The 21,251-nt window shown below is 40.6% G+C and carries 20 protein-coding genes; 16 read left to right on the top strand and 4 right to left on the bottom strand.

The genetic code is table 11. The annotated features are described in order from the left end of the window. Positions 1-96: 96 nt before the first annotated feature. The gene (gene rpmE, locus AN390_RS19650) at positions 97-312 is read left to right on the top strand and encodes a 50S ribosomal protein L31 (RefSeq protein WP_004589339.1); all 216 of its coding nucleotides are present in this window, start codon (positions 97-99) and stop codon (positions 310-312) included. Between the two features lie 520 nt (positions 313-832). Further along, complete coding sequence (locus tag AN390_RS11420) at positions 833-2,074, top strand: malic enzyme-like NAD(P)-binding protein (protein ID WP_029771819.1); 1,242 nt, start codon at positions 833-835, stop codon at positions 2,072-2,074. A 61-nt stretch (positions 2,075-2,135) separates the two neighbouring features. Here the strand turns inward: AN390_RS11420 and metJ are convergent, their stop codons facing one another. Beyond that, positions 2,136-2,456, bottom strand: a complete 321-nt coding sequence (metJ, locus tag AN390_RS11415) for a met regulon transcriptional regulator MetJ (protein ID WP_004589341.1) — start codon at positions 2,454-2,456, stop codon at positions 2,136-2,138. 268 nt (positions 2,457-2,724) lie between these two features. Here metJ and metB point away from each other — a divergent pair, with 268 nt between their 5' ends. Continuing rightward, positions 2,725-3,972, top strand: a complete 1,248-nt coding sequence (metB, locus tag AN390_RS11410; RefSeq protein WP_055254639.1) for a cystathionine gamma-synthase — start codon at positions 2,725-2,727, stop codon at positions 3,970-3,972. A 6-nt stretch (positions 3,973-3,978) separates the two neighbouring features. After that, positions 3,979-6,324 carry a bifunctional aspartate kinase/homoserine dehydrogenase II gene (gene metL / locus AN390_RS11405; protein WP_055254638.1) on the top strand — a complete coding sequence of 782 codons (2,346 nt, stop codon included), beginning with the start codon at positions 3,979-3,981 and terminating at the stop codon, positions 6,322-6,324. 54 nt (positions 6,325-6,378) lie between these two features. On the opposite strand, the gene AN390_RS11400 is transcribed toward metL, so the two are convergent. Then, positions 6,379-8,895, bottom strand: a complete 2,517-nt coding sequence (locus tag AN390_RS11400) for a penicillin-binding protein 1A (protein WP_055254635.1) — start codon at positions 8,893-8,895, stop codon at positions 6,379-6,381. 131 nt (positions 8,896-9,026) lie between these two features. Between AN390_RS11400 and AN390_RS11395 the strand changes: the two genes are divergently transcribed. From AN390_RS11395 to AN390_RS11355, 9 genes are all read left to right on the top strand, one after another. After that, positions 9,027-10,106, top strand: a complete 1,080-nt coding sequence (locus AN390_RS11395) for a pilus assembly protein PilM (protein ID WP_004589345.1) — start codon at positions 9,027-9,029, stop codon at positions 10,104-10,106. Continuing rightward, the gene (locus AN390_RS11390) at positions 10,094-10,666 is read left to right on the top strand and encodes a PilN domain-containing protein (protein WP_055254633.1); all 573 of its coding nucleotides are present in this window, start codon (positions 10,094-10,096) and stop codon (positions 10,664-10,666) included. Before AN390_RS11395 ends, AN390_RS11390 begins: the two co-directional genes overlap by 13 nt. Beyond that, positions 10,656-11,261 carry a type 4a pilus biogenesis protein PilO gene (locus AN390_RS11385; protein WP_004589347.1) on the top strand — a complete coding sequence of 202 codons (606 nt, stop codon included), beginning with the start codon at positions 10,656-10,658 and terminating at the stop codon, positions 11,259-11,261. Before AN390_RS11390 ends, AN390_RS11385 begins: the two co-directional genes overlap by 11 nt. Next, a complete protein-coding gene (locus AN390_RS11380; RefSeq protein ID WP_024032530.1) occupies positions 11,258-11,794 on the top strand; it encodes a pilus assembly protein PilP in 537 nt (178 codons plus the stop codon). Before AN390_RS11385 ends, AN390_RS11380 begins: the two co-directional genes overlap by 4 nt. Further along, positions 11,781-13,871, top strand: coding sequence for a type IV pilus secretin PilQ (locus AN390_RS11375; protein ID WP_024032529.1), 2,091 nt, complete (start codon positions 11,781-11,783; stop codon positions 13,869-13,871). Before AN390_RS11380 ends, AN390_RS11375 begins: the two co-directional genes overlap by 14 nt. A gap of 184 nt (positions 13,872-14,055) precedes the next feature. Then, on the top strand, positions 14,056-14,574 hold the full coding sequence (gene aroK / locus AN390_RS11370; RefSeq protein ID WP_004589350.1) for a shikimate kinase AroK: 519 nt from the start codon (positions 14,056-14,058) through the stop codon (positions 14,572-14,574). Positions 14,575-14,602: 28 nt separating this feature from the next. Further along, the gene (gene aroB / locus AN390_RS11365; protein WP_024032528.1) at positions 14,603-15,673 is read left to right on the top strand and encodes a 3-dehydroquinate synthase; all 1,071 of its coding nucleotides are present in this window, start codon (positions 14,603-14,605) and stop codon (positions 15,671-15,673) included. Then, positions 15,673-17,052, top strand: coding sequence for an AAA family ATPase (locus AN390_RS11360; RefSeq protein WP_055254631.1), 1,380 nt, complete (start codon positions 15,673-15,675; stop codon positions 17,050-17,052). The genes aroB and AN390_RS11360 overlap by 1 nt, the downstream gene beginning before the upstream one ends. Before the next feature lie 53 nt (positions 17,053-17,105). Next, positions 17,106-17,972, top strand: coding sequence for a Dam family site-specific DNA-(adenine-N6)-methyltransferase (locus tag AN390_RS11355; RefSeq protein ID WP_024032526.1), 867 nt, complete (start codon positions 17,106-17,108; stop codon positions 17,970-17,972). Here the strand turns inward: AN390_RS11355 and AN390_RS11350 are convergent. Together AN390_RS11350 and AN390_RS11345 are read right to left on the bottom strand one after the other, a co-directional pair. After that, on the bottom strand, positions 17,920-18,105 hold the full coding sequence (locus AN390_RS11350) for a DUF2970 domain-containing protein (protein ID WP_024032525.1): 186 nt from the start codon (positions 18,103-18,105) through the stop codon (positions 17,920-17,922). The two genes, AN390_RS11355 and AN390_RS11350, sit on opposite strands and share 53 nt — an antisense overlap. A 3-nt stretch (positions 18,106-18,108) precedes the next feature. Further along, complete coding sequence (locus AN390_RS11345; protein ID WP_029771857.1) at positions 18,109-18,405, bottom strand: hypothetical protein; 297 nt, start codon at positions 18,403-18,405, stop codon at positions 18,109-18,111. A 426-nt stretch (positions 18,406-18,831) separates the two neighbouring features. Here AN390_RS11345 and rpe point away from each other — a divergent pair, with 426 nt between their 5' ends. Genes rpe through trpS form a run of 3 tightly spaced genes read left to right on the top strand, consistent with a single transcriptional unit; the run spans position 18,832 to position 21,218 of the window. After that, positions 18,832-19,515: a ribulose-phosphate 3-epimerase gene (gene rpe, locus AN390_RS11340; RefSeq protein WP_029771856.1), complete on the top strand. Its 684-nt coding sequence runs from the start codon at positions 18,832-18,834 to the stop codon at positions 19,513-19,515. Then, complete coding sequence (locus AN390_RS11335) at positions 19,515-20,180, top strand: phosphoglycolate phosphatase (RefSeq protein WP_055254629.1); 666 nt, start codon at positions 19,515-19,517, stop codon at positions 20,178-20,180. The genes rpe and AN390_RS11335 overlap by 1 nt, the downstream gene beginning before the upstream one ends. Before the next feature lie 33 nt (positions 20,181-20,213). Next, on the top strand, positions 20,214-21,218 hold the full coding sequence (gene trpS, locus AN390_RS11330; RefSeq protein ID WP_029771853.1) for a tryptophan--tRNA ligase: 1,005 nt from the start codon (positions 20,214-20,216) through the stop codon (positions 21,216-21,218). The last annotated feature ends 33 nt before the right edge of the window (positions 21,219-21,251 follow it).

Genomic DNA, 21,251 nt, shown 5'->3' with positions numbered 1-21,251 from the left:
AGTTGGATAAAATCCGCGGCCTATAAATTTGTTTTAACGACGTATGGTGCCAGACTTCGGGTTTGGAGAGCGATGCGGCCTTAACTAGAGGTTCCTATGAAAGAAGGTATTCACCCTAAGTACGAAGCAATTTCTGCAACATGTTCATGCGGAAACAAATTCGAAACTCGTTCTACTCTTTGTAAAGACATTCACCTAGACGTATGTTCTGCGTGTCACCCGTTTTACACTGGTAAGCAAAAGATTTTAGACACTGGCGGCCGTGTTGATCGCTTCAACAAGCGCTTCGGTGCACTTAGCAGCAAGAAGTAATTATTGCTGTTTAGTAAAAAAAGCACCTTCGGGTGCTTTTTTTGTGCCTAAAATTCATCATTTTTACTAAAAAAGCACCGATTGTTGCCGTACTACGTATGCATAACTATTTCCTGTTCTTATTCTGAATATGCATAAACCTTTGCAGACAAACTCACAATTCTTCTCTATATTTTTTATACGTTAATTTTTAACCAAGCTGCTAAAAGTGCTTATCGTGGCGATATTTGTTTTTAACGGTGATAAACGCGCCATATTGGTGCATTTTACTATTTTAATATTCTGCTATTTTACAAAAATATTGGCAGGGCAAAATGAACCTCAAAAAGCACTTTTTGAATGAATTTTTATTTGTTTAATATTGATAACTTTTAGCGAAGTTGCTGATAAATCACTTAAAATTAACGGATATAGCATATAACAGGATAGACCTGATATTGCTTGGAATTTAAAAATAATAAGAGTATCTTAGCCCCATACTCCCTCTCACTTAACTTAAATTGCAGGATACCATCGCGTTATGTCAGATTTTCGTGAACAAGCATTACACTACCACTCTCACCCCGTTCCAGGCAAAATCAGCATTGAGCTAACAAAACCAGCCGAGACGGTGCAAGATTTAGCATTAGCATACAGCCCTGGTGTTGCAGAGCCTGTGCGCGAAATTGCAGCAGACCCAGCCAATGCATATAAATATACCGGTAAAGGTAATATGGTTGCGGTGATCAGTAATGGTACGGCAATTTTAGGCTTGGGTAATTTGGGGCCATTAGCCTCTAAACCTGTTATGGAAGGTAAGGCGCTTTTATTTAAACGTTTTGCTGGCCTAGATTCTATTGATATTGAAGTTAAGCATCGCACCACCGAAGACTTTATAAATACAGTGGCTAATATTGCCGATACGTTTGGTGGCATTAACTTAGAAGATATTAAAGCGCCAGAGTGTTTTGAAATTGAAAAAGCACTTATTGAGCGTTGCAGTATTCCGGTTTTTCATGATGACCAACACGGTACCGCTATTGTAACTGCGGCAGGTATGCTTAACGCCTTAGAAGTGCAGGGCAAATCAATAGAAGATGCCATTATTGTATGTTTAGGTGCAGGCGCTGCAGCGGTTGCTTGTATGGAGCTGTTAATTAAGTGTGGTGCACTGCGCGAACATATTTATATGCTAGACCGCAAAGGGGTTATTCATACTCGCCGCGATGACTTAAACGAATACAAACAGCTTTTTGCTAACAATACCGATAAGCGTACTCTACAAGATGTAATTGCTGATGCTGATGTGTTTGTAGGTGTATCGGGTCCTAACTTACTTGCACCTGAAGATCTAAAACTTATGGCTGATAAGCCAGTGGTGTTTGCATGTTCAAATCCAGATCCTGAAATTGCACCTGAGCTTGCGCACAGTGCACGTAAAGACTTAATTATGGCAACGGGGCGTTCTGATTTCCCTAACCAAGTTAATAATGTTTTATGTTTCCCGTTTATTTTCCGTGGTGCACTTGATGTACGTGCAAGCGCAATTAACGATGAAATGAAAATAGCCGCTGTCGAAGCTATTCGTAGTATTGCTAAAGAGCCAGTGCCTGAGCAAGTATTAAAAGCAGCGGGTGTAGAAAAGCTCGAATTTGGTGCTGATTACATTATTCCTAAACCTATGGACCCGCGTTTATTACCACGTATAGCCAAGGCGGTTGCTATTGCTGCTGTTGAATCGGGCGTGGCACAAATTGACTTACCGGAAAATTATATGGCGTAATATATAGCGCTGAAACAAAAAAACCTCAGCATGCTGAGGTTTTTTTGTTTAAAAAGACGTTTTATTCTTCGTCTAAAATAGGCACTTCTAAACCCATTTCTTGCATTATTTTTTTAACTTCTTCAGGTACTTTTTCTGCGTTATCTTTACGTAGGTCATCATCATTAGGTAATGGCTGGCCTGTAAAAGCATGCAAAAACGCTTCGCATAGTAACTCGCTGTTTGTTGCATGACGCAGGTTGTTTATTTGACGACGTGTACGCTCATCAGTTAATACTTTTAATACATTTAGCGGGATCGAAACGGTGATCTTTTTAACTTGCTCTGATTTTTTCCCGTGTTCTGCGTATGGGTGAATATACTCACCATTCCATTTAGCCATAAGATGTATCGTTGCCTCAGATTATTAATTTCTCACACGGCGTAAAAAGCGTGTAAATATGCGTGAAATTCTATCGTTTTAAAAAAGATAGTCAAATAATAGATAGCAATCTATCTTAATAAGCTGGCTGTAATAGTAAATACAGCTTTCTTGAAGTTTTACGCGTCTGTTATTTTTAGCCATCTAGAGCTTTAAAAGCTTTGACTTATTATAATGGATAACTTACTCTTTTAGACGTCTAAACATCCAAATTAATCAGGTGACGAATATGAGCGAAAAAAACAAAGCAACCATTGCTGTACGAAATGGGGTTGATGCCGATAAACATCATGGCGCCGTTGTACCGCCAATTTATTTATCGACGACTTATTCGTTTGCCGATTTTGATACTAAGCGCGCATACGACTATGGACGCAGTGGTAATCCTAATCGCGATATTTTAGCTAACACTCTAGCAGAGCTTGAAGGTGGCGCACGCGGAGTTATTACTGCTACGGGCATGGCAGCAGTGCACTTAGCCACACAGTTATTAAATAACGATGATACATTGGTTATTCCTCACGATTGTTATGGCGGCAGCTACCGTTTATTTACGTCGTTAGAAAAGCGCGGCTTGCTTAAACTTAAAGTGCTTGATTTAACTAAACCAGAAAGCCTAAAGCAAATTTTAACCATTAAACCTAAATTAATTTGGATAGAAACACCAAGTAACCCTGTGCTGCGCCTAACGGATATTAAAGCCGTGACGGATATAGCAAAACAGTGCGGTGCATTAGTGGCCGCCGATAACACCTTTTTATCACCGGCATTACAAAACCCAATTAAGTTTGGCGTAGATATTGTTGTGCACTCAACCACTAAATATATAAACGGCCATTCTGATGTTGTAGGCGGTGCAGTTGTTGCTGCTACACAAGAGCTTGGTGATGAGCTTGCTTGGTGGGCCAATAACATTGGTATTACCGGCGCACCATTTGATAGCTATTTAACGTTACGTGGTTTACGTACTTTAAATGTGCGTTTAAAACAGCACCAAGAAAATGCCCTGGCAATTGCTAAATACCTAGAAAGCTCTGAGTATGTTAGCCAAGTTTACTACCCAGGCCTTGAATCGCATCCTCAACATGCGCTTGCTAAAGCTCAACAGCTTGGGTTTGGCGGTATGGTTAGTTTTGATATTAAAGGCGATGTGAATGATGCCGCGGCGTTTTTAACAAGCCTTAAAGAATTTAGCTTAGCAGAATCGTTAGGTGGGGTTGAGAGTTTAATTTGTCATCCTGCGACCATGACTCACGCAGGTATGGACGCTCAAGCACGTTTAGAGGCGGGTGTGGGCGATACGCTAATTCGTATTTCGGTCGGTATTGAAGATGTAGAAGACCTACTTGCTGATTTTGAGCGTGTATTTAACTTAGTTAAACCTGGGCAAAATAAAAATGTAGGACGTGTTGGTAAAGCTGCAGGCAATGCCAATGGTGATGTAAAGCAGCAGGCTGCTCATCCAGCTTTGTGGTGATTGAGTATGGTAAAAAGTGTACATAAATTTGGCGGCTCAAGCTTAAGCTCGGGCGAGCGCTATCAAAGTGTGGCAAAAATAATTATTGGCCACACACAGCCTGGCGATTGCGTGGTTGTATCTGCTGCGGGTAAAACCACCGATACATTGGTTTCGCTGTGGCAAAGTTATCAACAACAAGATAAGCAAGCTGTGGCTGATATTTTGCTGCAATTGAGTAATCACCAAACAGCATTAATTGAAGAGTTATTAAAAGCTGATATTAAACACACGGCTTTAGCTGTGTTAGCGCAAGAGCTAAGTGATGTAGCGGAGCAAGCCAGCAAGCAGCAGTTGCAAGAGGCGGCCTTACTGGCGCATGGTGAGCTGTGGTCTGCGCGATTATTAGCAGCCTATTTAACGCAATTAAACATTCAAGCGTGTGCTCATGATGCTAGAGCGCTGTTTAGTGTAACAAGCGGGGAGCTTTTGCATGCGCAAAACAAGCAGCAATGTAGCCAAGTTATTGATGCAAATAAAATTAACGTAGTAACAGGGTTTATCGCAGCAAGTGCTGATGGTAAAACAGTTACGCTTGGGCGCAATGGCAGTGATTACAGCGCCACCTTATTGGCCAATTATTGCGACGCACAAAATGTATGTATTTGGACTGATACGCCAGGGGTATTTAGTGCTGACCCACGTAAAGTTGAAAAGGCGATTAAGTACAACAAGGTGTGCCGTGAACAAGCTAACTTATTAGCTCGATTGGGTAACCCTGTGTTACATGCTAAAACGCTTTCGCCTTTAAAAAACAGTAATATTAAACTGGCTGTACGTAGTAGTTTTGATGTGCAAACTGCCCCTACGGATATTGTAAAACAAGGTAAAGCTAAGCAAAAACGTTTTATTACTACATTACAAAATGTTGATTTACTGCTCGTTGAAGGCCTTAACGCGGGTGAAGTGGCGCATGTTAGCCAACTTATTCAACACAGCCTTCATCACTTTATACATAACGGCGATACATACTTAGTTGTGCCCGCGGGTGCAACGCATCAAGTAGTGAGTTATTTTGCTGGGCGAGCAAATATCAGCGAGTCTAATTTAAATGGCTGCGCGGTGGTTGCACCTACGCAAGATGTTTACACACTAAGTACATTAGCGGCTGAGGTTTTAAATCAGCAAAGTATTCACCCTCGTTTTATTCATCAAGATACAGGCTATACATTGCTGTTAACTGATCAGTTAATAGAAAGCGATGTACTTAGTTTATTGCACGAAAAATTAATTAATAAAGGCCAAGAAGTTGCCCTGGTTGTGGCTGGCTTAGGTAATGTAGGCGATGAATTTTTAAGCCAGCTAGATGCTCAATTTAAGCGTTTGTCGGGCGATTATAGTATTAAGCTAGTTGGCTTAATTCGCTCGCAACATATGCTATTTAATGCCTCGGGTATTACACTCGGACAGTGGAAAAAACAATGGCAGCATAATGCCGTTGCTTATGAGCAGGCGGATTTATTAAGTGCATTAAACGAACTTGATTACGAGCACAAAGTTGTTGTTGATATAACGGCAAGCGAGCAATTTAGCCAATTATACACCGACTTTGTAGAGCGAGACTGCCATTTAATAAGTGCTAACAAGTACGCGGGCACTGCTGCATCTAGTTGGTATAACGCGCTGCGCCAAAGTATTAGCGAGCGTAATTTGCATTGGCGCTACAACACCAGTGTAGGGGCAGGGTTGCCGATTAACTTTGCGTTGGCCGATTTACAAAATAGTGGCGATAAAATTACGCGTATTGAAGGTGTTTTCTCGGGGACACTCTCGTGGCTATGCAGTAAGTACGATGGCAGTGTGGCATTTTCTGACCTTGTTCTTGAAGCGCAAAAAATGGGCTTTACAGAGCCTGATCCTCGCGAGGATTTATCGGGCCGGGATATGCAACGTAAATTGCTGATACTTGCGCGCGAGCTTGGCATTGAATTAGATTTAGATGATATAAGCTTACAAGCATTAATGCCTGATGAGTTAGCCCAAGGTTCATGGGGTGACTTTTTAGCGGATAAAGATAAGCTAAATGCGTTTATTAAACACCATGCCGATGCGGCAAATGCTCAAGATGCTGTACTTAGGTATACCGGTTTATTGGCATTAGAGCAGGGTAAAGTATCGGCGAAGGTAGGTATTACTTACGCGCCTAAAGGGGACGCCTTAGCTAACTTAACACCTGGCGATAATATCTTTGTTATTAATAGCCAGTGGTACAACGAAAACGCCTTAGTAATACAAGGCCCAGGGGCGGGCAAAGAAGTGACCGCCGCGGGCGTGCACTCTGATTTATATTGGTTAGTTAAAAACTTAAAATAGCGCAGCAAATATTAATAGTAAAACGGCAGCTTGTGTAAGCTGCCGTTTTTGTTTTTAGAATAACTCTTCTTCTGTTTTTGTATCTTCTTCAAAAATATCAGTTGGCTGAGACAGCACATATTTTGTAGGCGCAGTGCCTTTTTCAAAATATTCAAAGCGACTGGTGTAGTCGTTTTTATGACTTAACAAACCTGTTTTTAAATCGATACGAATTGAAACTAGCCCTTCAGGAGGCTCTATTGGCGCCTCTGGTGTGCCCTCAAGCGCCACTTTCATAAAATCAACCCAAGCAGGTTGTGCCGTTTTGGCGCCCGATTCAGCGCCAGAGATTTGGCTGCTATCTAGGTTGTTATTATAGGTGGAGCGCCCTAACGAGTTACCAGGGTTGTCAAAACCAACCCATACAGACGTTACTACATTGCGGTTAAAGCCGCTAAACCAAGTATCAACAGAGTCATTGGTTGTGCCTGTTTTACCCGATAGATCGCGTCTATCTAATGCTTGCGCACGCCAACCTGTCCCGCTCCAGCCTGTTTTATGGGTCCAGCTACCGCCACCCCATACTGCGCTGTGCATTGCTTCAGCAATTAAAAAAGCATTTTGCTTTGAAATAACACGTGGTGCACAACGTGCTTGCGTGGCTGTATCATCTGTTATGTCGGTATCTAGGTTATTGTTGGCAAAGCTATCCATTGCTTGAGAGACGGGTAATAGCTCGTCTTCATCGCAAGCAAGAGCCGGGTTTGCTTTAAATAGTACATTGCCATAGGCATCTTGAATTTCAGATATAAAGTAAGGTTCAATTAAGTGACCGCCATTAGCAAATGCGCTCATGCCCCGAGCAAGCTCTAATGGCGTGATTGATGCACTGCCTAATGCTAACGATTCACTGCGGTTAATATCAGCATCTTTAAAACCAAACTTAAGCAAGTGATCGGCGGTGCGTTGTAACCCTACACCGCGAAGTAAGCGCACAGAAATAACGTTTTTAGATTGTGCAAGTGCACGGCGAATACGTATAGGGCCATTATAAACTGCTGGGCTGTTTTTTGGTCGCCACGCTACACCTAAACTTTTATCCCACTGGTTTATTGGCGCGTCGTTTAAAATAGAGGCTAATGTATAGCCATTTTCGAGCGCAGCAGAATAAATAAAGGGTTTAATATTAGAGCCAACTTGGCGTTTAGCTTGTACCGCTCGGTTGTATTGGCTTTGCTCAAAACTGTAACCGCCTACTATAGCTTTAATACGACCATCTTGTGGGTCGAGTGAAACAAGTGCACTGGCAGCTTCTGGTATTTGGCTTAGTAGGTAACTGTCGTCGTTATTTTTACGCAGCCATATTTGCATGCCAGGGGTAAGAATGTCAGTAGCGGCTTTAGGGGCAAAACTTTGGCGGTAGCGAGTAATGTATTTGCGCGCCCATTTTAAATTATCCCAATCAAGTGTGGTGCGCTGGCCATTTTTTAAAATAACGTCAGCGGTTTTCTCTGCCACATTTAACACCACGCCAGCATGCAAATCAGCTATTTCTTTAACAGGTTTTAGCTTTTCTATAATTTGCTGCTCACTTAAGGCAGGCTGTGTTTCTGGATCCCATAACACGTCTACTGGCCCACGAAAGCCATGACGCATATCGTAGTTATGTAAATTATTAACTAAAGCTGTTTGCGCAGCCTTTTGAACTTTAGACTCCACAGAGGTAAATATCTTAAAGCCAGAGTTATATGCTTTTTCTACACCGTAGCGCTCAACCATCTCAGCACGAACCATCTCAGAGATATAAGGGGCGTAAAGGTCTATTTCAGCACCGTGAAAATAAGCAGTGATAGGCTGGTTAGCCGCATCGTTGTATTGTTTTTGCGTAATATAGTTTTCAGTAAGCAAGCGACCAAGCACTACATTACGGCGTGCTTTAGCTCTAATTGGGTTACGAATTGGGTTAAGCGCCGAAGGGGCTTTAGGTAAGCCGGCAATCATTGCCATTTGTGCAAGAGTGAGGTTTTTTAGCTCTTTGCCATAGTAAACTTGAGCAGCAGCCCCAATACCAAATGCACGATTACCTAGTTCTATTTTATTAAGATACAGCTCAAGAATTTCGTCTTTTGTTAATACACTTTCAATATGTAGAGCTATAAAAATCTCTTTAACTTTACGAATATACGCTTTTTCTCGTGTTAAAAAGAAGTTACGAGCAAGCTGCATAGTAATGGTACTCGCGCCCTGTTTTTTCTCACCTGTTGAAATTAACACAATAGCAGAGCGGACAATACCAATAGGGTCTATACCAATATGGTCATAAAAACGGTTGTCTTCTGTTGCTAAAAAAGCATCAATTAAAGGCTGGGGGATTTCGTCTATAGTGACGGGGATGCGGCGTTTTTCACCAAATTGATTAATTAAGAGTCCATCTTTTGTAAAGACTTGCATAGGGGTTTGTAATTGCACGTCTTTTAAAACTTGCACACTGGGGATATCAGGTTTAACGTAATAATAAAGGCTGATTAAAGTGATCAGACCAAATAACGTGCAAATGATAAAAAATTGTAATGTTCGTTTTAATAAAATCACTTATATTTCCCTAAATGGACTCCCAATTGCGAGTTTAGACTGCTAGTATATATTGATTAAAAAATGAATAATATTTTTTACTAAAAAAATTATAACTTGTTTATTATTAAAACAAAGGTCAAGTTGCAAACATGCTAAGTCAACTATTTCAAAAGCCATCCACTGCGATGGTCGGAATTGATATCGGATCGCACTCTATCAAAGCAGTGCTTTTAAGTGAAATTGAAACGGGATTTCGACTAGAAGCACTTGCAATTGAACCTATGCCAAAAGGCGCAATGAGCGAGCGCTCTATTCAGGATATTGAAGCAATTGGTAACATAATTACAAAATTAAAAAGAAAACTACCAAAATCTTTAAAATCAGCGGCAGTGGCTGTATCAGGGCAAACCGTTATCACTAAAGTTATTTTTATGGATGTTTCATTAAGTGACGCTGAATTAGAGTCGCAAATTGAAATAGAAGCTGACAGCTTAATACCTTACCCCCTTGATGAAGTGAGTTTAGATTTTGAAAAGCTCTCTACCAACGAAGCCGACCCGAGTAAAATGAATGTGTTGTTATCTGCTGCACGTACAGAAAGTGTTGAAGCCCGTGTGGGCGCACTTGAGGCGGCAAACTTAACCGCTAAAGTGGTTGATGTTGAAAGCTATGCGTTAAGTAGAGCAATGGATGTGTATTATCAGCAATTACCAAGTGACGCCTTTAATAAGTGTGTTGCTGTGGTAGATATTGGCGCTGTTTTAATGTTGGTCAGTGTTGTTCAAGCAGGTGAAACAATTTATACCCGTGACCAAGTGTTTGGTGGCGACCAATACACTAACAGCATTGTGTCTTACTATAACAAAGGCTTTGATGAGGCTGAAATAGGCAAAACAACGGGTGACTTACCCCCTAATTATACTTTTGAAGTGCTGGCACCGTTTCAAACATCATTATTGCAACAAGTGCGCCGTGCGGTACAAATGTTTTTAACAACTACAGGTAAAGATCAAGTAGATTATATTGTGCTAACCGGCGGTACATCGATGATTGACGGTTTAGATAGGTTGTTAATTGAAGAGCTCGGTATTCATGCTGTGGTTGCTGAACCATTTGCAAATATGGAAGTTTCGCCAAAAGTAGACAGAAATGTAATGCAGCGAAATAGAACGCAGTTTGCAATTGCTACTGGTTTGGCATTAAGGAGCTTTTCATCATGCCACATATAAATCTATTGCCGTGGCGAGAGCTACAGCGTGAAGAATCAAAAAAGAAATTTATAACAATTTTAGTTGCGGTTGTTATTGGCTGTTTTGCAAGTATGTACTTACTTAGCTCTTTTTACACGGGGTTAAAAGATGGCCAAAATTTAAAAAATAATTATTTAAGCTCAGAAATAAGCATGCTTGATAAAAAAATCAGTGAAATAAGAGGTTTAGATAGAAAAAAAGAAAACTTACAACAACGTATGCATTTGATTGAAGAGCTACAAAGCAGCCGTAATTTAGGTACTCAAATTATGGATGAAGTAGCTAAAATTGTTCCTCAAGGCGTGTATTTAACTAAGCTTGAGCGCCGCGGCAGTCAAATACATGTGCTAGGGCGCAGCGAATCAAACAATCGTTTATCTACTATGCTGCGTCAGGTGCAAGGCTCATATTTATTAGAAAGACCTACCATGCAAGGCATTGTGGCAGGCGATCAAACATCACGGTTACTCAGTGATTTTAATATGGAGTTTTACGTAAAACCATTTGATGAAATTGGTGAGGTAAGTGATGAACCTTGATTTAAAAGCCTTAAATGAAATAGATTGGAATGAAATTGAGCTCGACAACATTGGCGAGTGGCCCGTTGCAGTAAAAGCAATTTGTTGCTTATTTATAGCCGGTTTAGTGTTGTTTTTTAGTTACAGCCTATTGGTATCTGATGAAATAGACAGCTATCACAGCGCGGTAGCTAAAGAAGTAGAGCTGCGCAGTACCTACAGAACAAAGTATGCCGTAGCCAGTAAGCTTGATATATACCGCCAGCAAATGGTTGAAATGGAAGATAAGTTTTCACAACTACTAAAGCGATTACCTACCTCAAATGAAACCCCAGGCCTGTTAGACGATTTATCTTATGTAGGTACTACTAGCGGTTTAACATTTTTGAAAATTGGCTGGTTACCTGAAGTCGAAAAAGAGTTTTATACTGAGCTGCCAATTAAAATTGAAGTAATAGGCACTTACCATGAATTTGGTGAATTTGTAGGAAAAGTAGCCCAATTACCACGAATTGTAAGTTTACACGACTTTTCGATTGTATCATCTGGCGAAAAGCAACTAACATTCAGTGTGGTAGCAAAAACATATCGTTATGAAGAAGGGGTTAAAAAGTGAGATTAGTCCCTTTATTATCGTTGTCTGTTTTATTGTTGGCAGGTTGTAACGACGATACGTCGGAGCAAAAAGAATTTATTGACCAAGTTAAGGCCAGCACTACGCCTAAAGTTGAGGAAATACCTGAATTAACGCAGTTTGAACATTTTGAATATAATGCATCGCAGTTACGTAGTCCTTTTGTGGCTCCACAGCCTGAAATTATTCAAAATAAGCTAACGCAAATTAAAAATTGTTTACACCCTGACCCTGATAGAGTGAGAGAGCCACTAGAAAAGTACCCGCTCGATAACCTATCAATGAAAGGTACATTAGGCTCTAACGGGCAAATGTGGGCACTGATCACCGCAGCGGATGAAACGCTGCATAGGGTAACGGTAAATAATTACTTAGGGACGTATGACGGTAAAGTTAAGTCTGTAAGTAGTGATTATGTAGAACTAGTTGAATTAATCCCTGATGGGTCGGGTTGTTGGAAAGAGCGGCTGACTAAATTGGAAATGTTAGAGGCGGCAAATAATGGCGCAAATTAATAATAAAAAAGGTAAAACACACATGCATAAGGATGTACTTTGGCATCATCGTTTTCAAACGGTGTTATTTGTCATATTGGCTCTTTTTGTTGCAAAAACAGCCAGTGCAGCGCCGCTACTTTATGATGTACGTTATAACCCCTTGCTAAAAGGCGAGACAGAGTTACAACTTGTATTTGACGAAGAGCTAACACAACAACCTAAAATTCAAGTACACAACACACCAGCGCGCATAGAAATGCTATTTGATGGTGCAGAACTAGAACAGGGTCTTGAAAATGTGCCGGTCGATCACGCAGGTATTAACAGTGTAAGCAGCGTACTAACAGAGCAGGGCTTAAAAGTTACGGTAAATTTAGAGCGTTTAAAAATATACGAAACACAAGTTAATAATAACTTAGTGTCGTTGCGCGTATCTGATAACCCGCTTACTGAGCAAGCTTCTGATGAAAGCAGCAATAGTTATGATGCCTCAAGCGCTTATATTAATCGGATTCAATCTATTGATTTTCGCCGTGGTGAAAAAGGCGAAGCAAAAGTTTTAGTATTTTTACAAGACACGCAAGCTGCAATAGAAGTACATGAAAGTGGTGGAAAAATAATTGCAGAGTTTCATCACACAGATATTTTAGATGACTTACTGTATGAATTAGATGTGCTAGATTTTGGTACTGTAGTAAGTACCATTGAGACCTTTAAAGAAGATAGCTTAAGCCGTGTAGTTATTGAGCCTAATGCTGCTTTTACCTTTACCTACCAGCAAATAGATAACATTTTAACGTTAACCATTGAAAAAGATGAAACGCAAAATGCCTATTTAGATGGCGGCAAGGAATATCAAGGTCGTCCAATGACCTTAAACTTCCAAGATATTTCGGTTAGAGCTGTACTGCAAATCATAGCGGGTTATAACGAGTTTAACTTAGTAACGAGTGACTCAGTAACTGGCAATATTACACTTCGTTTAGATGGCGTTCCATGGGATCAGGCTTTAGATGTTGTACTGCGTATTAAAGGCCTTGATAAGCGTATGGATGGCTCTATATTGATGGTTGCGCCAGCTGAAGAGCTCGCAGCACGTGAAGCTAAAGATTTACTAGCAAAACAAAAGGTGGAGGATTTAGAGCCGCTTTACAGTGAGTATATTCGTTTAAACTACGCTAAGGCTGAAGATTTTGCGGATTTACTGAAAACCGATACTAACAGCATCATTTCTGCCCGAGGCAGTGTATCGGTTGACCAGCGTACCAATACATTACTTATTAAAGATACAGCGAAGAGCATTGAGAGTATTCGTCGTATGATTGAAACACTCGATATTCCAGTGCAACAGGTTGTTATTGAATCACGTATGGTAACAGTGCGCGATAACGTCACAGAAGATTTAGGCGTGCGTTGGGGATTTAGTGATCAACAAGATAGTGATGGTATATCTGGCTCGCTTGAAGGAGCTGAGTCTATCTCAAATGGCACTATTCCTGATTTATCAGACCGTCTTAATGTAAACCTACCTATTACTAACCCTGCGGCAAGTATTGGTTTACACATAGCTAAGTTGGCTAATGGCACTTTAATTGATTTAGAGCTAAGTGCTTTAGAAGAAGAAAATAAAGGTGAGATTATCGCAAGTCCGCGCATTACTGCAGCTAATCAGCAAAAAGCACGTATTGAGCAAGGTACTGAAATCCCCTATACCGAATCAGCCTCAAGTGGTGCTACTACTGTAAGCTTTAAAAAAGCGGTATTGAGCCTTGAGGTTACACCGCATATAACGCCTGATAACAAAGTTATTTTAGACTTAGTTATTACACAAGATACTCGTGGCGAAACGGTTCAAACCGGAACAGGTGAAGCGGTTTCGATAGACACTCAACAAATTGAAACACAAGTGCTGGTTGATAACGGCCAAACCGTTGTGCTGGGTGGTATTTTTCAGCAGCAAATAATTAATACCACAAATAAAGTACCTGTACTTGGTGATATTCCGTATGTTGGACGCTTATTTAAGAGCACCAGCGAGTTTAATGAGAAACGTGAATTACTTATTTTCGTGACACCGAAAATACAAATAGACTAAAATTTAGTGGTTTTATGTTCGTCAACGAGTGTTTATTGATAATAATTGCTCGTTATATGGCTTTTTATTGTAATAGACTTGAAATACCCGGCCAATTACTGAGATAATCCCCTCCTTAATTTTGGGGCCAGGTCGTTAGGCGGGGTTTTATTTCAAATTTTAGAGTTCGTTTGTACTAAAAGATATGGCTGAGAAACGTAATATATTTCTAGTTGGCCCCATGGGGGCTGGCAAAAGCACGATTGGTCGTCACATCGCTGACCAATTACACCTTGAATTTGTCGATTCTGATCAAGAAATCGAACGCCGTACCGGTGCAGATATTGCCTGGGTGTTTGATCTTGAGGGTGAAGAAGGCTTTAGACTTCGTGAAGAATCTGTTATTGGCGACTTAACCGAAATGCAAGGTATTGTACTTGCAACCGGTGGTGGTTCAGTAATGAGTAAAGAAGTTCGAAACAAGCTTTCGGCTCGTGGTATCGTTGTATACCTAGAGACACCTATAGAAAAGCAAGTTGCACGCACGCAACGCGACAAGCGTCGCCCATTACTGCAAACTGAAGAAGCACCTCGTAATGTACTAGAGCGCTTAGCAGAAGAACGCGAGCCACTATACAAAGAAGTTGCCGATTTTGTTGTACGCACCGATGAGCAAAGCGCTAAAGTTGTTGCTAACCAAATCATCGAGAAATTAGATTTTTAAAAACCAATAATAAAGGAAATAACAAAGCATGCTTGAATTAACTGTTAATTTGGACGAGCGAAGTTATCCTATTTTTATTGGTCAATCTGCACTTCAAGATAATGGCCGCCTTGTTCACCACATTGGTGATTGTCGGCCTATCATTATCACTAACGACACAGTTGCGCCTTTATATTTACAAGGACTGCTTGATTCGTTAGCTGATCTAGACCCTCTTTCTTTTGTCATTCCCGATGGTGAGCAATACAAGTCACTTGAATGGTTTGAGAAAATATCTGCTTTTTTATTGCAAAATAATTGCGGCCGAGACACATGCTTAATTGCACTAGGTGGCGGCGTTATTGGCGATTTAACAGGCTTTGTTGCTGCATGTTATCAGCGCGGTGTACCGTTTATTCAAATTCCGACCACGGTACTATCACAAGTTGACTCCTCTGTAGGGGGCAAAACAGCGGTAAATCACCCACTGGGTAAAAACATGATTGGGGCGTTTTATCAGCCGCAAGCGGTTTTTATTGATACTAATTCACTTCACACTTTACCGGCGCGCGAATTTGCAGCGGGTATGGCCGAAGTTATTAAGTATGGTTTAATTTACGATACCGAGCTATTTGCTTTTATTGAGCAAAATGTAGAAAAGCTACAGCAACTAGATGAAGCAAGTTTGCAGCATATTATTTATAGATGTTGTGAAATTAAAGCGCTTATCGTGGCGCAAGATGAAAAAGAAAATGGCCTTCGTGCATTACTCAACTTAGGGCATACCTTTGCGCATGCAATTGAAGCGCAAATGGGATACGGTGTATGGCTACATGGCGAGGCTGTTGCTACCGGAATGGTACTTGCTGCTAAATTAGCGCATACACGCGGTGACTTATCGCAAACTGAGGTAGATAGAATTGTAACGCTACTCAAGCTTTATAATTTACCGACTGAGATCCCAAGTGAAATGACTGCTGAGCAGTTTTTAATGCATATGCGTAAAGACAAAAAAAATAAAAAAGGCACTATCCGCTTTATTTTACCTACTCAATTTGGTCAATGCGCATTGGTAGATGACGTATCAGACGACCAAGTTAGAGCGTTAATCGAGCAATAATGCAGGCGCAAATTTTACCAAGCCGTGCGGCGTTGGTGGATAGAATCGCTCTGCAATTTGAATACGGGCAAAACTTAATTGTATTACTAGGCACCTCTGGCTTAGGCAAAAGTTATATGCTCGAAACCTTCATCACCGACAAATACAACAGTTTTAATAAAGCATTTGTACAAGTAAGTGCCAGTGTAAATGATGTATCACTGATGAGTGATATATTAGAGCAAAGCTTTAACTCTCCGCTGATTGATCACGATTTATCGTTAAGTGAAAACTTTTACCAATTGTTGCAGCAGCAGCCGTGTGAGGCTTGTTTGTGGGTGCTCGATAATGCAAGGCACTTATCTGAAGAGTTATTACAGGAATTAGAGTTACTTGCCAAAAACAGCCCTGTAACGCTTTATATCATGCTAGCTTCGCAATCAAAGCTAGCTATTAATAATGCGGTTGAAATTTACTTAGAGCCTTTATCTGCACATGAATCTAAACAGCTAATGAGCTGGTATTTTCCTAATTTACCGTATGATGAAGACCCCGTATTTAGCGCATTTTTAAATGAAGCGAATGGCAACCCCAGCTTATTATTAGCATGGCAACCAACGGAGCATGTGGCTGATATTGTAAAAAAAGATAAAGTGTCGTGGCGAGTACACTTAATCTCGTTGTTAATTATAATTATGCTACTTATCATTGGGTTGCTGTATAAAAATGACATGACCCAGTGGTGGCAAACGTACTATCAAAATCAACAAAGCCAGGACATAGATACCGCTATTCCTGCTTCTAAAATTGTCGCTATCCCAAGCGCGGATAAAGAAGTCAGTAATGACAATTCTGATATATCAAAAGCGGATTTGCCTTTAGAGCCGGTCAGCGATAAATCACAAGGTAATGTAGCGCCCCATAAAAACGATGTGCCGGCGATAATGCAAAGTTTAACGCGTCAGGCTCAACAAAGCGCTCAAAGCGCTCAAAGTGAGCAAAGCGAGGCGTTACCACAAAGCTTAAACACTCCTGAGACTATTGAGCCAATTGAAAGTGACGATAAAGAAAGCCCGCAGCCTAAAATCTCAAATAACGTATCCGATAACGCTTGGTATTTAGCTCAGCCAGATAATAATACAACTGTGCAGCTGCTAGCCGTTACACAGGAAAAAATCACCCGTGAGTTTATTATTGAACATAATTTAAGCCAGCGCGCTAAGGTATATCAAACTAAGCGAAATAATAAAGTGTGGTGGGTGGTTACTATTGGCAGTTATGCATCACTCGCTGATGCTAAAAGTGCGTTGTCTGCCTTGTCGAGTGCGCTTAGAAAGAACAAGCCTTTTTATAAAAAAATCAGCAAAATAAAACAAGAAATTGCACGACTTGATCAGTAAACTGACTCACTTTAGTGTAAAATCGCGCTACAGCAGATTGAAGTTAAGAACCAATGCAACAAAAGAGTAGAGCCTTCCTTAAATGGGCTGGCGGTAAATACAGCCTAGTTGAAGATATTAATGCACGTTTATCTCAAGCCAGCAAACACGCTGAAACCTTGGTAGAACCTTTTGTAGGTGCAGGCTCGGTATTTTTAAATAGTAATTTTAAACACTATTTACTCAACGACATCAATGCTGATTTAATTAACTTATACAAAGAGCTCAAGCGCTCGCCTGATGAGTTTATAAGTGACTCTAAAAAACTATTTGTTGATTTAAATAACCACCCAGACGCTTACTACGAATACCGTGTACAGTTTAATAAAAGCAGTGATGTGTATGAGCGCGCAATGCTCTTTTTATACATGAATCGCCATGGTTACAATGGGCTGTGTAGGTATAACCTCAAAGGCATTTTTAACGTGCCATTTGGTAAATATAAAAAGCCTTATTTTCCTGAAAAAGAAATGTACTTTTTTGCCGAAAAAGCACAAAAAGCCACATTTACCTGCCTAAGCTACGATGATGTGTTTAAGCTTGTGCCAAACAATGCGGTTATTTATTGCGATCCGCCTTATGTGCCGTTAAGTAAAACAGCGTCGTTTACCTCTTATGCTAAAGGCGGGTTTAATTTAGACGATCAAGCAAACTTGGCAAACTTAGCCGAGCAAGCCGCGTTCGAAAACAATACCCCAGTGCTTATATCTAACCACGATACCGTGTGGACGCGAAAAATTTATAGCCAAGCTACGCTTGGTAAAATTCAGGTAAAACGTACTATCAGCCCTAAAGGTGGATCACGCAACAAGGTCGACGAGTTAATGGCTATGTATTTAGCACCCAAGCAACCACTGCGTAAATTGTCACTACAAAAATAACAAAAAACAGCACAGCTAAAGCAATAATAAAAAGAGGGGAGTGTTGTTGGAAGTCGGCTTGGCGTTTGTGCTCTGATTGCACACCAAAAAATGCTGCTAGCACACTTTGCAACGCGCTAATAAAGTGCAGCATTATTTAAAATAGAGGTTTTATTGAAGGCGTATTCTTAGCGTCTTCTGAGCTAGTTAATAGCTCTAATAAATCTAAATAATGAAACTGCGCACTGCGGCTATCGCCTGTTAGCCACGAAAACCACGATGAGTCTTCTTCTACTTTCGCACACGTTAAGGTGTTTGAAGCGTTTTTACTACTTGCCTGATGCTGACAATTGCTAACTAAGCTTAAATCTTGCTCAGAACTTGGCGCAAAACTAAATGCTCCAATAAATAACAATGCCGACGCAATTAAGATCCCTGTTTTAAATGCACGCATAATATTAGCCTAAAATTAAGTTACTCCTTTAATAATAACAAAAGCTGTATAAATAACAAACTAATATTTATCTGTAATAGCTAAGGCCTGTTGAAACTTGCGAGTTAAAGTGTGCTCTCAAGCTAAGAGTTTTTAAATCGCGACCCGAGGGTTGTAATCGAGTGGGCACAATAACTGCTCTTGCGTAAACTAATAACTTGTATCATGTAAGCATGGCTTGTGTATCCTACTCACGGCCTTACCAAAAATTAAACATGCTGCCTAAAACTCAACCACTAAAGCTCAACACGCCCTAAAGCTTTTTATAAATAAATACTTATGTATTTAAATCGATATTTTTAGTTATGCCTAATTTACAGTGTATTACTTGGGAAACCTTAGCATTTACGGTACATTAAGGCATACTTTACTGATTGACGGATTACTATGTTAAACCCTGAACAAAAATACTTAATTGCGCCTTCTATTTTGTCAGCCGATTTTGCAAAATTAGGCGAAGATGTGGATAAAGTACTCGCTGCAGGCGCTGATGTAGTACATTTTGATGTCATGGATAATCACTACGTGCCTAATCTCACTATTGGGCCTATGGTGTGTAAAGCGCTTAGAGATTACGGTGTAACAGCCCCTATAGATGTGCACCTAATGGTAAAACCAGTCGACAGTATAATTCCTTTGTTTGCAGAGGCCGGCGCATCAATAATTACTTTTCACCCTGAGGCCAGCGAGCATATAGACCGCACCATACAGCTCATTAAAGACCATGGTTGTAAAGCAGGCTTAGTATTTAACCCTGCCACCAGCCTTAGCTACCTCGATCACGTTATTGATAAGCTAGATACTATTTTATTAATGTCGGTAAACCCAGGCTTTGGCGGCCAAAGCTTTATTCCCCACACCCTTGAAAAACTAGCTCAAGCTAAGCAGCGTATAGTTGCGTCGGGTCGTGATATTCGCCTAGAAGTAGATGGTGGTATTAAGGTTGATAACATAGCCGCAGCAGCGCAAGCAGGTGCCGATATGTTTGTAGCAGGGTCTGCTATTTTTAATGAGCCTGATTACAAGGTTGTTATTGATCAAATGCGTGAGCAGTTAGGAAACGTAAAGTAATGAAATATGATGTAGCTTTGTTCGACCTTGACGGTACACTTGTTGATAGCGTTTACGATTTATACCTAGCAGTAAACTTAACACTGAGTGATTTAGCGTTTCCTATTGTTAGCCAAAGCTTGGTTGAAAGCTGGATAGGCAACGGTATTGAAACCCTAGTCAAACGTGCACTCAGCGGCGATATGCAAATTAGCGAACATTTAGATGAAGCGCTTAGTGCAAAAGCCATTGCCTTATTTTACCAACATTATGAGCAGCTAGTGGGCAAGTATAGTGTGTTGTATCAGCATGTAGAAACAGGGCTCAGTGCTTTGCGGGGCATGCCAAAAGCACTTGTTACTAATAAGGCGCGCCTATTTACCGAGCTACTACTTGATAAGCTTTCCCTTACCAGTCACTTTGAAGTGATAGTGTGTGGAGACGATATGGCTAAAAAGCCTTCACCAGCGCCTTTATTGTATGCATGTAACAAGCTGAATGTTGAGCCGAGTAAGGCTATTATGATTGGCGATTCAAAAAGCGATATATTGGCAGCACATGCCGCTAAAATTGATGTAATAGCGGTGGATTATGGTTATAACCAAGGCGAAAATCTTGAGGATTATAATCCACAGTACCTATGCGATAACTTCTTAGATATAATACCAACACTAACACAGCGTTAAAATTTTTAATTAACTAAACACTAAAGGAAAATCATGAGTAAACCAGTAGTTTTAAGTGGCATTCAGCCAACCGGTGGTATGACAATAGGCAACTATGTTGGCGCTATTAACCAGTGGCTAAAGCTACAGGAAGACCACGAAAGTTTCTTTATGCTAGTTGATTTACACGCGATTACTGTTCGCCAAGAGCCTGAACTTCTTCGCTCTCGTGTATTAGATGGTATAGCGTTATATGCGGCATGTGGCATAGACCCTGAAAAATCGGCCTTATTTGTACAGTCGCAAGTGCCAGAACATGCGCAGTTAGCATGGGTGCTAAATTGTTACGCACAAATGGGCGAGCTTAACCGCATGACCCAGTTTAAAGACAAGTCATCTAAACATGCTAACAATGTAAACGTCGGTTTATTTTCGTACCCAGTATTGCAAGCAGCGGATATTTTATTATACCAAGCAGACCAAGTACCGGTAGGGGATGACCAAAAGCAGCACTTAGAGTTAACGCGTGATATAGCGACACGCTTTAATAATTTATACGGTGACGTATTTAAGTTACCAGAGCCATATATTCCTGAATTTGGCGCACGCGTAATGAGCCTTCAAGATCCGCTCAAAAAAATGTCTAAGTCTGATGAAAACCCTAATGGCTACATCATGCTATTAGATGAGCCTAAAAAGATTGAGAAAAAGCTTAAAAAAGCAGTAACCGATTCAGACGAGCAAGCGCGTATTTACTTTGACCGTACTGAAAAGCCAGGCGTTTCTAATTTACTTACTTTATTAAGCGTAGCCACTAAGCGCTCAATTGAAGACTTAGTGCCAGAGTATGAAGATAAAATGTATGGTCACCTGAAAAAAGACACAGCCGATGCAGTTGTTAGCATGATTGAGCCAATCCAAGCCCGTTTTAAAGAGATCAGAGAAGATCAAAACTTACTTGATAGCATCATGAAATCAGGCGCAGAAAAAGCCAGTGTACGTGCAGAAAAAACACTTAAATCGGTTTACGATGCACTAGGGTTTATTCCTCGTACATAAATTAGTATAAGCAAATAAAAATGCCGCTAAATT

It is taken from the genome of Pseudoalteromonas sp. P1-11 (genome assembly GCF_001399995.1).
In the GTDB taxonomy this organism is placed as follows: domain Bacteria; phylum Pseudomonadota; class Gammaproteobacteria; order Enterobacterales; family Alteromonadaceae; genus Pseudoalteromonas; species Pseudoalteromonas atlantica.
The sequence above is the reverse complement of the archived record's forward strand: the minus strand, read 5'-3'. Positions and strand labels throughout refer to the sequence as shown.